The sequence below is a fragment of the Nocardioides sp. Leaf374 genome, assembly GCF_916862475.1.
Lineage (GTDB): Bacteria > Actinomycetota > Actinomycetes > Propionibacteriales > Nocardioidaceae > Nocardioides > Nocardioides kribbensis.
This window is the reverse complement of record NZ_CAKASO010000065.1, coordinates 1-11,678: the sequence shown is the minus strand read 5'-3', so window position 1 is coordinate 11,678 and position 11,678 is coordinate 1. Positions and strand designations below refer to the sequence as shown.

The window sequence follows — 11,678 nt, the reverse complement described above, 5'->3', positions numbered from 1 at the left end:
CGCGACGTGCGGGGCGCTCTCGGAGCTGTAGGCAACGCCGCGCTCGTCGGTCTCGAAGGTCTCCCAGTGGCCGGCGGCGATGCGCGCGGCGGGCGGCGGGCGCTGCCCGGCGTACGGGGTCGGGCTCGGGGTCGGGCTCGGGCTCGGGGGAGACCTTCGCCGACCGGCTGCGCCGGCGCATCGAGGCCCACCGCGAGGAGCCGGCCGACGACCGCCCGCAGCTGGTGACGGTGTCGCTGCGGGTGGAGGCCGACGAGGAGGAGCTGGTCGCCGGCGCGGTGCGGCTGGTGCCCCAGGTGCACGACGAGCGCAACCCGCTCCACGTCTGCGACGCGGCCCTGCTGTGGACGCAGGACCCGGACGAGCCCGGCGGCCACGGGTTCGGCGACCGGGCCCGCACGCACGCCCTCGTCGCGCTGCGCGCCGCCGCCGACACCTGGCCGGTGCTCGAGCGGCTGCTCGAGCTGCGCGTGCCCGACGAGATCACCCTCGACGCCGAGGAGCTGGTCAGCCTGCTCGAGGTCGGCGTGGGCGCGCTCGGGCAGCGTGGCGTCGACGTGCTGTGGCCCCGCTCGCTGGGCCGCGACCTCACCGCCACGGCGGTGCTCGACGCCCGGCCGGCGGCGCCGGGTCGGGCCGCGCCCGGCCCGCGGGAGGAGGCCCTCCAGGACAGCATCCTGGCCCCCGACCAGCTCTTCGCCTTCCGCTGGCAGGTCGCTCTGCACGGCGACCCGCTCACCGAGGAGGAGATGGAGCAGCTGGCCACCGCCGCGGCCCCGGTGCTGCGGCTGCGGGGCGGCTGGACCGTCGTGGACCCCGCGGTGGCCCGCAAGGCGCGCCAGCGGATGGTGCGCTCGCTCTCGGCGGTCGAGGCGCTGGCGACGGCGCTCACCGGCGTCGGGGTGGTCGAGCGGCGCCGCGCCGACGCCGAGCCCGCCCCCCTGGAGCAGGTGGTGGTCGGGGCGAGCCTGCTGAGGATGCGCGACCGGATCACGCAGGCCGCGGTCAGGCCCCCCGTCGAGACCCCCGCCGGGCTGCGCGCCACCCTGCGCGACTACCAGCGCCACGGCCTGACCTGGCTGGCCGAGCTGACCTCGCTCGGCCTGGGGGCCTGCCTGGCCGACGACATGGGCCTGGGCAAGACCGTCACCCTCATCGCGCTGCACCTGCACCGCCACGACGAGGGCGCCACCGGCCCGACCCTGGTGGTCTGCCCGACCTCGCTGCTGGGCAACTGGGAGGCCGAGATCGCGCGCTTCGCCCCCGGCGTGCCGGTGCGCCGCTTCCACGGGGGCCAGCGCTCCCTCGACGACCTCGAGGCGGGCCTGACCGGCGACCCCGGCTTCGTGCTGACGACCTACGGCACGATGCGGGTCTCCCACGAGCAGCTGGCCGGCGTGGCCTGGGACCTCGTGGTCGCCGACGAGGCCCAGCACGTCAAGAACCCCCGCTCGGCCACGGCCCGCCACCTGCGCCGCATCCCCAGCCGCGCCCGGGTCGCGCTCACCGGCACCCCGGTCGAGAACGACCTCACCGAGCTGTGGGCGATCCTCGACTGGGCCACCCCGGGGCTGCTGGGCAGCCGCAACGCCTTCCGCAAGGTGTGGGCCGCGCCGATCGAGTCGGGCCTCGAGCCGACCAAGGCCCGGCAGTTCGCCGACCTCGTCGAGCCCTTCCTGCTGCGCCGGCGCAAGTCCGACCCCGGCATCGCCCCGGAGCTGCCGGCCAAGACCGAGACCGACCACCCGCTCTCGCTGACCCGCGAGCAGACCGTGCTCTACGAGGCCTTCGTGCGCGACACGATGGAGCGCATCGAGCGGGCCGACGAGGAGACCCGCCGCGGTCTGGTGCTGGCCCTGCTCACCGGGCTCAAGCAGATCTGCAACCACCCCGCGCACTTCCTCAAGCAGTCGGGCGGCCGCGTCGCGGGACGCTCGGAGAAGATCGACCTGCTCGACGAGCTGCTCTCCACGGTGCTCGCCGAGGGCGGCGCCGCCCTGGTCTTCACGCAGTACGTCGCGATGGCGCGGCTGGTCGAGTCCCACCTCTCGGCCCAGGGGATCGCCCACCAGTTCCTCCACGGCGGCACGCCCGTGCGCGAGCGCGAGGCGATGGTGCGGCGCTTCCAGGACGCTGCGCCCGACGAGCCCGCGCCGGTCTTCCTGCTCTCGCTCAAGGCCGGGGGCACGGGGCTCAACCTCACCCGTGCCGACCACGTCGTCCACCTCGACCGCTGGTGGAACCCCGCGGTCGAGGAGCAGGCCACCGACCGCGCCTACCGCATCGGCCAGACCCGCCCGGTGCAGGTGCACCGCATGACCACCCGCGGCACGATCGAGGAGAAGGTGGGCGAGCTGCTGGCGCGCAAGCGGGCGCTGGCCGACGCCGTGCTCGGGGGCGGGGAGGCCGCGCTCACCGAGCTGAGCGACGCGGAGCTGCGCGACCTCGTGACCCTGCGCCGCGACCCCGCCGGGGGCGCCGCGGCCGGCGGGCCGGACCTCCCGTGAGCGCCCTGCTCCACCCCCGGCTCGCCCCGCGCCGCTCGCGCACCCGGGCGAGCACGTGGTGGGGCAAGGCGTGGGTGCGCGCGGTCGAGGAGTCGGCCTACGCCGAGGCCGACCTGGCCGCCGGCCGCAGCCTGGCCCGTGGCGGGCGGGTGGGGCAGGTGAGCGTCGACGACGGGTCCTTCCTCGCCTCCGTGGAGGACGCCCACGGCCTGTGGACGGTCTCCGGGGAGGTCCCCGTGCTCGACCGGCCCGGCGCCGAGGCCCTGGTGGAGGCGGTGGCGGCGGCCTCGGGCCGGGTCGCCGCGCTGCTGGGCGGCGACCTGCCCCACGACCTGGTCGAGCACGCCGAGGAGGCTGGCGTCGAGCTGCTGCCCTACGGCGGCGAGCTCGCCACCACCTGCACCTGCCCCGCCTGGACCGACCCCTGCGCGCACGCCCTCGCGGTGCTCTACCAGCTGACCTGGCTGCTGGAGGCCGACCCCTTCGTGCTGCTGCACCTGCGCGGCGTGGGCCGCGAGGAGCTGCTGGCGCGGCTGCACGCCGACCACGCCGACCATGCCGGGGACCCCGGCCCGGCCGGTCGCGGGGACCACCCCGACCAGGGCGACGCCGCCGGCGCGGGGGAGGACCTCGACGACCTGACGCTGGCGCTCGACGCGAGCGTGCGCGCCGCGCGGCTGCTCGACCTGCTCGAGCGCGGCGCCGACGCCCTGGGCTCCGACGGCGGCCACGGGGACGCGCTCGACCGACTGTTCTGAGCGACCCGGCCCGGGGCCGCGGCGCGCACGAGGACTTCCCGGCACGACGTAGCACTCGCTACGATGGCTGGAGCAGAGGGTTCCTGCGCGTCTCGGAGGTGGGTTCGACGCGCGCCGGACGTGTCGCGCCCCGACACCAGCAAGATTCGAGATCGATCCGTGTCACCCCTCGTCAGCTACCGCCGTCTCCTCGGCCTCACCGGTCCGCTCTACGTCGTCGTCGCCTTCGTCGGCCGCCTGCCCGCGGCGATGAGCCAGATGGGCGCCCTGCTCCTCGTCTCCTCCGTCACCGGCTCCTACGCCGCGGGCGGTCTGGCCGCCGGCAGCCTCGCCGTGGCCAACGCGGTCGGCTCGCCGGTCGCCGGCGCGCTCGCCGACCGTCTGGGCCAGCGCCCCGTCGTGGTCGTGCAGTCGCTCCTCGGCGGGGCGGGCCTGCTCGTGCTCGTCGCGCTGGCCCACCGGGGCGCCGCCACCGGCGTGCTCGTCGCCGCGGCCGGCGCGGCCGGCCTGCTCATCCCGCAGGTGGGCCCGCTCGCCCGGGTGCGCTGGCGCCCGATCACCCGCGGCACCGGTGCGGCCCGCTCGCGGCTGGTCGACGCCGCGTTCTCCTACGAGGGCGCGGCCGACGAGGCGTCGTACGTGCTGGGCCCGGCGCTGCTCGGCGTCGTCGTCGCCATCGCCAGCCCCGGCACCGCGGTCGTGGTGGCCGCCGCGCTCCTGCTGGCCTTCGGCACGTGGTTCGGCCTGCACCCGACGGCTCGTCTGGTCGACCCCGACCACGCCGGCGCCGCGCGCGGCCGCCTGGTGACCGGAACCTTCGCGGCGCTCTTCGGGGCGCAGCTGCTGGTGGGCGTGCTCTTCGGGTCGGTGCAGACCGGCACGTCGGTGCTCGCCGAGGCCCAGGGCCAGCTCGGCCTGGCCGGCCTGGTGCACGCGACCCTCGGCATCGGCTCGGTGCTGGCCGGCCTCGCGATGGTGCTGCTGCCCGACTCCTTCCACCCCGCCCGCCGGCTGCTGGCCTTCGCGGTCGGCATGCTCGTGCTGTCCGCGCCGCTGCTGCTGGTCGACGGCCTCGGTCCGCTGGTCGCCGTCGTGATGGTGCTCGGCACGGTGATCGCGCCCTACATGATCACCACCTTCACCCTCGCCGAGCGGGTCGCCCCGCGCGCCCGCGTCGGCGCCGCGATGACGCTGATGGCCGGCGCCACCGGGATCGGCTACGCCCTGGGCTCCAGCACCGCCGGGCGCCTGGCCGACGCCTCGGGCCACACCGCGGCCTTCGCGGTCTCGGTGACCGGGGCCGGCCTCGCGGTCGTGCTCGCCCTCGTCGCCCAGCCGGCGCTGCGCCGCATCGAGCGGGTCGCCGACCCCGTCGCCACGCCCGAGCCCGCGGTCAGCCCCGTCGCCTGACGCCGCGGCGCCTCGCGCGGTCGCCCGGCCCGGGTCAGGCGTCGGCGCGCAGGGCGCGGACGGCCATGGCGCGCAGCAGGTCGCGCATGGCCGCGTCGTCGAGCAGGCCGCTGTGGGGCGTGGAGTTGATCAGCCCGAAGGCCGCGTGGGCGGTGGCGCGGGCGGCGCCGAGCCCGAGGTCGGGGTGCAGCAGCCGCAGCTGCTCGGCCCAGACCTCGACGTACTGCCGCTGCAGCAGCCTCACCTGCTCGCGCGCGGCGGGGGGCAAGGACTCCCAGTCGCGGTCCTGCACCACGATGAGCGCGCGGTGGCGCAGCGCGAAGTCGACGTGCCAGCCGACGAGGGCCTCGAGCGCGGCCGCCGGCGAGTCGGTCGCCGCGGCCCGCTCGCGCCCGACGGTCAGCAGCTGCTCGCTGATCGAGACCAGCATCTCGGCCAGCACGGCGTCCTTGCTGGCGAAGTGCTTGTAGAGCGCCGGGCCCGAGATGCCGCACGCCGCGCCGAGGTCGGCGACCGAGACACCGTGGAAGCCGCGCTGGGCGAAGAGCTCGGCCGCCGTGTCGAGGATCTGCTGCCGCCGGCTGGGCGGGGCGTCCTGCTCGGTCGTCACCGGCACAGGTTAGCGCTCGTTCACCGGCGCACCGGGCGACCTTCCAGCCCCCGGCCGCGCCGGCGGGGGCACCCCGTGGACGCTGCGGTTAACGATCGCTAACCTGGGCGCGTGACAGACCTCAGGGAGCTCACCGCCGACCTGCACGAGCGGCTGGCCGCGGCGCGGCGCGGCGGCACCGAGGCCGCGCGGGCCAAGCACACCGACCGCGGCAAGCTGCTGGTGCGCGACCGGGTCGACCGGCTGCTCGACCCCGGCAGCCCCTTCCTCGAGCTGAGCCCCCTCGCCGCCACGGGCATGTACGGCACCCCGGGCCAGGCCGGACCCGGGGCCGACGTCCCGGTCGGGGCCCCGGTCGACGCCGTGCCCAGCGCCGGCATCGTCACCGGGGTCGGCCAGGTCAGCGGCCGGCTCTGCGTGGTGGTGGCCAACGACGCCACGGTCAAGGGCGGCACCTACTACCCGCTCACGGTCAAGAAGCACCTGCGCGCCCAGCAGGTCGCGGCGGAGAACCACCTGCCCTGCGTCTACCTCGTCGACTCCGGCGGGGCCTTCCTGCCGATGCAGGACGACGTCTTCCCCGACCGCGAGCACTTCGGGCGGATCTTCTTCAACCAGGCCACGATGTCGGCGCGGGGCATCCCGCAGATCGCCAGCGTCATGGGCTCCTGCACCGCCGGCGGCGCCTACGTGCCGGCGATGGCCGACGAGAGCGTCATCGTGCGCGAGCAGGGCACGATCTTCCTCGGCGGCCCGCCGCTGGTGAAGGCCGCGACCGGCGAGGTCGTCACGGCCGAGGAGCTCGGCGGCGGTGACGTCCACGCCCGCACGTCCGGGGTCGTCGACCACCTCGCCGACGACGACGACCACGCCCTCGCGGTGGTGCGCGGCATCGTCGACACGCTGCGACCGACCCCGCCGCCGCCGTGGGAGGTGCGCCCGGTGGAGGAGCCGCTGGAGGACCCCGCCGGCCTGCTCGACGTCGTGCCCGCGGAGGTCCGCACGCCCTACGACGTGCGCGAGGTGATCCGCCGCGTCGTCGACGGCAGCCGCTTCCAGGAGTTCAAGCAGCTCTACGGCGAGACCCTGGTGTGCGGCTTCGCCCACGTGTGGGGCCACCCGGTCGGCATCGTGGCCAACAACGGCATCCTCTTCAGCGAGTCGGCGCTCAAGGGCGCGCACTTCATCGAGCTGTGCAACCAGCGCGGCATCCCGCTGGTCTTCCTGCAGAACATCTCGGGCTTCATGGTCGGGCGCGAGTACGAGAACAACGGCATCGCGCGCGACGGCGCCAAGCTGGTCACCGCGGTCGCGTGCAGCGTCGTCCCGAAGTTCACCGTCGTCATCGGCGGCTCCTTCGGCGCGGGCAACTACGGCATGTGCGGGCGGGCCTACGACCCGCGCTTCCTGTGGATGTGGCCCAACGCGCGGATCTCGGTGATGGGCGGCGAGCAGGCCGCCTCGGTGCTGGCCACGGTGCGCCGCGACGGGCTCGAGGCCCGCGGCGAGGACTGGTCGGCCGAGGCGGAGGAGGACTTCCGCGCCCCGATCCGCGAGCAGTACGACGCGCAGGGCTCGCCGTATTACTCCACGGCCCGGCTGTGGGACGACGGCGTCATCGACCCCGTCGACACCCGCCGGGTGCTCGGCATGGGCCTGGCGGCCGCCGCGCACGCGCCGGTGCCCAGCCCCTCCTACGGCGTCTTCCGGATGTGAGCGAGATGACGATCCACACCCTGCTCGTCGCCAACCGCGGCGAGATCGCGCTGCGCGTCTTCCGCACCGCCGCCCGCCTGGGCCTGCGCACGGTCGCGATCCACACCGACCTCGACGCCACGGCGCCCCACGTGCGCGCCGCCGACGCCGCGGTGCGCGTGGAGAGCTACCTCGACGTCGACGCGGTGGTCGCCGCCGCGGTGGCCGTGGGCGCCGACGCGGTGCACCCCGGCTACGGCTTCCTCTCCGAGCGGGCGGCGTTCGCGCGGGCGCTGGAGGCCGCCGGCGTCGTCCTGGTCGGCCCGTCGGCCGAGGTGATGGACCGCATGGGCCGCAAGGACGCCGCGCGCGAGATCGCGGTGGCCGCCGGGGTGCCGGTGGTGCCGACCGGTGAGGACGCCGCCTACCCCGTGCTGGTCAAGGCCGCCGCGGGCGGCGGTGGCAAGGGCATGCGCGTGGTGCGCTCGGCCGCGGAGCTCGAGGAGGCCACGGCCGCCGCGCGCCGCGAGGCGCTGGCGGCCTTCGGCGACGACACCATGCTGGTGGAGAAGTACGTCGAGCGCGGTCGCCACGTCGAGGTCCAGGTCCTCGGCGACGCCCACGGCACCGTCCTGCACCTCTTCGAGCGCGACTGCTCCACCCAGCGCCGGCACCAGAAGGTGCTCGAGGAGGCGCCCGCGCCGACCCTCGACGAGGCCACGCGCGCCCGGGTGCGCCAGGCCGGCGTCGACCTGGCCGCCCACGTCGGCTACACCGGCGCCGGCACCGTGGAGTTCCTGCTCGACGCCGACACCGGGGAGTTCTACTTCCTGGAGATGAACACCCGCCTCCAGGTCGAGCACCCGGTCTCCGAGCTGGTCGCCCGCGTCGACGGCGCTCCGGTCGACCTGGTCGAGCTGCAGCTGCGCGTGGCGGCCGGCCAGCCGGTCGGCCTGGCCCAGGACGACCTGACCCTGGTGGGCCACGCCATCGAGGCGCGGGTCTACGCCGAGGACGCCTACGCCGGCTTCCTCCCGCAGGCCGGTCGGGCCAGCCTGGTGCGCTGGCCCACGGCTACCTCGGCCGCCCCTGCCGCTGGCCCTGCCGCGGACCCCCGGGGCGCCACGGTGGTCCGCGTCGACCACGCCCTCGCCGACGGCCAGGTGGTCTCGACCGCCTTCGACCCGATGCTCGGCAAGGTCGTCGTGCACGGGCCCGACCGCGAGAGCGCCCGCCGCGCCCTCGTGGCGGCCCTCGACCGCACCGCCATCCTCGGTCTCACCACCAACGCCGGCTTCCTGCGCGCGCTGGTGGCCTCCGAGGAGTTCCGCGACGCCACGATCGACACCGCCTGGCTCGACCGCCACGAGCTGCCCCGGCCCGAGGAGTCGCAGGCCCGGGTCGTCGCCGCGTGGACCCAGGCGATGCTCACCGCGACCGGCGGCACCGGCGAGGTCGGCGACACCGGCCGGGTCCGCCCCAGCGCCGGTCCCTTCCACGCCGACGGGTTCCGCCTCGGCGGGCCGCCCGCCCCGCAACGGGTGGGCCTCGACCGGCCGGTGGTGGTCGAGCGGGCCGCCGACGGCCTCGGCGGTGCCGTCGACGGGGTGCGGGTCGTGCAGCTGCGGGCCGAGCACCACACGGTGCTGCTCGACGTCGACGGGGAGCGCCTCGAGGCCGTCGTCGACGCCCGGGCCCACGAGGTCGAGGTCGTCCTGCGCGGTCAGCGCCACGTCTTCCGACGACCCGACCCGGCCGCCGACCGCGGGCCCGCCGCGGGTGACGGCACGCTGGTCTCCCCGATGCCGGGCACCGTGCTCGACGTGCGCGTGGTGGTGGGCCAGGAGGTCGCCGAGGGAGACGTGCTCGGCGTGGTGGAGGCGATGAAGATGGAGCTGGCCCTGCGGGCGCCCTTCGCCGGCACCGTCACCGAGGTCGACGCCGTCGCCGGACGCCAGGTCGCGCTGGGAGCGACGCTCTTCGTCGTCGAGGCCGCGCCCGACGCGCCCGGCTCCGCCGGCACCGGGGCGGACAGCGCCGGCACGGGAGCACCCAGCGACGGAGCACACCGCGACGGAGGGGCCCGGTGACCGGCGGCGAGCAGCCCCGCACGGGCCGCCCCGGCGCTCCCGCCGCCGGCGACGCCGCGGCCCCGGCCGGTGCCGGCGACACGCCAGGCGCGGGCCCGCCGGCGGCGACCCCGGCGGGCGAGCCTGCGGTGGGCGCCCTGCCGATGGTGGTGCGCGACCCCGCCCTGCCGCAGCGGGTGAGGATCTACGAGGTCGGGCCCCGCGACGGCCTGCAGAACGAGGCGTCGCTGGTGCCGGTCGAGGTGAAGGCGGAGTTCGTGCGCCGCCTGCTCGACGCAGGGCTCACCACGGTCGAGGCGACCAGCTTCGTGCACCCGCGGTGGGTGCCGCAGCTGGCCGACGCCGCCGAGCTCATGGGCCGCCTGGCCGACGACCTCGGCGAGGCCTCGCGCGACCTGCCCGTGCTCGTGCCCAACGAGCGCGGCCTCGACCGCGCCCTCGAGCTGGGCCTGCGCCACGTCGCGATCTTCGGCTCGGCCACCGAGACCTTCGCCCGGCGCAACCTCAACCGCGGGCTGGAGAGCCAGCTGGAGATGTTCGCCCCCACCGTCGCCCGCGCCCGCGCGGCCGGCCTCGACGTGCGGGCCTACGTCAGCATGTGCTTCGGCGACCCCTGGGAGGGTCCGGTGCCGGTCGCGCAGGTCGTGGGCACCGGCCGCCGCCTGCTCGACCTGGGCGCCGGGCAGCTCAGCCTCGGCGACACCATCGGCGTCGGCACCGCCGCCCACGTCACCGCGCTGGTCGAGGCCTTCGCCGACGCCGGCATCGGCCCCGACCGGCTGGCCCTGCACTTCCACGACACCTACGGCCAGGCCCTCGCCAACGCCGCCGCGGGCCTGCGCGCCGGGGTGACGACGTTCGACGCCTCGGCCGGGGGGCTCGGCGGCTGCCCCTACGCCGCCAGCGCCACCGGCAACCTCGCCACCGAGGACCTCGTGTGGCTGCTCACCGGGCTGGGGGTGGAGCACGGGGTCGACCTCGACGCCCTCGTGGGCACCAGCACCTGGATGGCCGAGCGGCTCGGACGGCCCAGCCCGTCGGCGGTCGTGAGGGCGCTGGCACAATCAGCACCGTGAGTGCCGCCGCCCGCCGCCGGGTCTACCTGCACATCGGTGCGCCGAAGACCGGCACGACCTACCTCCAGGACCGGCTGAGCCTCAACGCCAAGGCGCTGGCGGCCCACGACGTGCACTTCCCGACCCGCTCGGCGCTGGTCAGCCCCGCCCTCTTTCACTTCCGCGCCGCCCTCGACCTCCAGGGGCAGGACTGGGGCGGCGAGCCGGGCCACGCCGAGGGCAGCTGGGACGCGCTCGTACGCCGGGTCCGCCGCCGCACCGGCACCGTCGTGGTCAGCCACGAGATCCTCGCCCCCGCCGGCGCCGAGCACGTGGCCAAGGCCAAGCGCGACCTCGCCGGGCCCGGCGACGACACCGAGATCCACGTCGTCTACAGCGCCCGCGACCTCGGCCGGCAGCTGCCCGCCGCCTGGCAGGAGAGCATCAAGCAGGGCCGCACGTGGAGCTACCGCCGCTTCCTCAAGCGCGCGCGCCGCGGCCGCACGTGGTTCGCCCGGTCCTTCGACCTGCCCGCCGTGCTCGGCACCTGGTCGGCCGGTCTCCCGCCCGAGCAGGTCCACGTGGTCACCGTGCCCCAGCGGGGCTCGGGCGTCTCGGTGACCGGCGCCGGCGCGCCCGGCGGCGACGAGCTGTGGCTGCGCTTCTGCCGCGCCTTCTCCATCGACCCCGCCTGGGCGCCCGCCGAGAGCGAGCGCACCAACCCCTCGCTGGGTGCCGCGGAGAGCGCCCTGCTGCGCCGGCTCAACACCAGCCTCGGGCGACGCACCCGCGGTGGTCCCGACTTCGACGCCCTCGTGCGCGGGCTGCTGGCCGAGCAGGAGCTGGTGGGTCGCGAGTCGGGTCGCGTCGGTCTGCCGCCGCGCTTCCACGACTGGGCCGAGGAGCAGTCGGAGCGCTGGATCGAGTGGGTCGAGGCCAGCGGCGTGCACGTCGTCGGCGACGTCGCCGACCTGCGCCCCGTGCGCCCGGGCCCCGACGAGTCGTGGAACGACCCCGACCGGGTGCCCCCGCGCCGCCAGCTCGCCGCCGCCGTCGACGCCCTCGCCGCCATGACCCGCGAGGCCGCGCGCCGCGAGGACCCCGACCGTCAGATCGGCAGCCGCGTGCGCGACCAGGCCCGCCGCCTGCTCGACTCGTGAGCGGCACGCCCGGCGAGGGACGCGCCTGGGCGTGGCTCGACCACCTGCAGGCCGGCGGCACCACCCCCTGGGCCCGGTGGTCGGCCGAGGTGCCGACGCGCGGCCGTGTCCTGCCCGGCGCCCAGCAGCTCGAGCTCCTGCGCCGCCTCAACCTCGCCGGCGGGGTCTCCCCGCGGCTCGCGCAGCGGGTGCTGGGCGCGAGCGCGCCGGGCCGCGGACGACCCGACCTCGAGCTGGTCGGCGCCACCGAGGCGCGCGGCTTCGGCTGGGCCCCCGTCGACCCCGTCGACCTGCCCGACGACGAGCTCGTGCGCGTGGCCAGCGACTGCACCAGCACCTCGAACGATGCGACGCGCGCCGGCCCACCCTCGGTGAGCCTCCCGGCCATCAGGA

Annotated in this window: 9 protein-coding genes; 8 read left to right on the top strand and 1 reads right to left on the bottom strand. The window is 76.4% G+C overall.

Annotated features, from left to right (window positions below; all coding sequences use genetic code 11):
* Positions 1-230: 230 nt before the first annotated feature.
* From LPA27_RS18570 to LPA27_RS18560, 3 genes are all read left to right on the top strand, one after another.
* Positions 231-2,507: a DEAD/DEAH box helicase gene (locus LPA27_RS18570; RefSeq protein ID WP_228943428.1), complete on the top strand. Its 2,277-nt coding sequence runs from the start codon at positions 231-233 to the stop codon at positions 2,505-2,507.
* Positions 2,504-3,265 carry an SWIM zinc finger family protein gene (locus LPA27_RS18565; RefSeq protein ID WP_228943426.1) on the top strand — a complete coding sequence of 254 codons (762 nt, stop codon included), beginning with the start codon at positions 2,504-2,506 and terminating at the stop codon, positions 3,263-3,265. The genes LPA27_RS18570 and LPA27_RS18565 overlap by 4 nt, the downstream gene beginning before the upstream one ends.
* Positions 3,266-3,424: 159 nt before the next feature.
* Positions 3,425-4,675 (top strand): MFS transporter, encoded by a 1,251-nt coding sequence (locus LPA27_RS18560; RefSeq protein WP_056865159.1) that lies wholly within the window; start codon positions 3,425-3,427, stop codon positions 4,673-4,675.
* 34 nt (positions 4,676-4,709) lie between these two features.
* Here LPA27_RS18560 and LPA27_RS18555 read toward each other — a convergent pair whose 3' ends face one another.
* The gene (locus tag LPA27_RS18555; RefSeq protein WP_228943424.1) at positions 4,710-5,285 is read right to left on the bottom strand and encodes a TetR/AcrR family transcriptional regulator; all 576 of its coding nucleotides are present in this window, start codon (positions 5,283-5,285) and stop codon (positions 4,710-4,712) included.
* Positions 5,286-5,396: 111 nt separating this feature from the next.
* On the opposite strand from LPA27_RS18555, the gene LPA27_RS18550 reads away from it, so the two are divergent.
* The 5 genes from LPA27_RS18550 to LPA27_RS18530 all read left to right on the top strand — a co-directional run.
* Positions 5,397-7,001: a carboxyl transferase domain-containing protein gene (locus LPA27_RS18550; protein WP_228943422.1), complete on the top strand. Its 1,605-nt coding sequence runs from the start codon at positions 5,397-5,399 to the stop codon at positions 6,999-7,001.
* Between the two features lie 5 nt (positions 7,002-7,006).
* Positions 7,007-9,070 carry a biotin carboxylase N-terminal domain-containing protein gene (locus LPA27_RS18545; RefSeq protein WP_228943420.1) on the top strand — a complete coding sequence of 688 codons (2,064 nt, stop codon included), beginning with the start codon at positions 7,007-7,009 and terminating at the stop codon, positions 9,068-9,070.
* A gap of 143 nt (positions 9,071-9,213) precedes the next feature.
* Entirely contained in the window at positions 9,214-10,146 is a 933-nt protein-coding gene (locus tag LPA27_RS18540; RefSeq protein ID WP_324251280.1) for a hydroxymethylglutaryl-CoA lyase, read from the top strand.
* A complete protein-coding gene (locus LPA27_RS18535; RefSeq protein ID WP_228943416.1) occupies positions 10,143-11,285 on the top strand; it encodes a hypothetical protein in 1,143 nt (380 codons plus the stop codon). The genes LPA27_RS18540 and LPA27_RS18535 overlap by 4 nt, the downstream gene beginning before the upstream one ends.
* Positions 11,282-11,678 (top strand): hypothetical protein (locus LPA27_RS18530; protein ID WP_228943414.1); only part of this gene is annotated, 397 nt, incomplete at its 3' end. The genes LPA27_RS18535 and LPA27_RS18530, both read left to right, overlap by 4 nt.

Excerpts from the sequence above, each read along its gene's own strand:
- LPA27_RS18545 (WP_228943420.1), top strand. The coding sequence starts at position 7,007 with ATGACGATCCACACCCTGCTCGTCGCCAACCGCGGCGAGATCGCGCTG.
- LPA27_RS18540 (WP_324251280.1), top strand. The coding sequence starts at position 9,214 with ATGGTGGTGCGCGACCCCGCCCTGCCGCAGCGGGTGAGGATCTACGAG.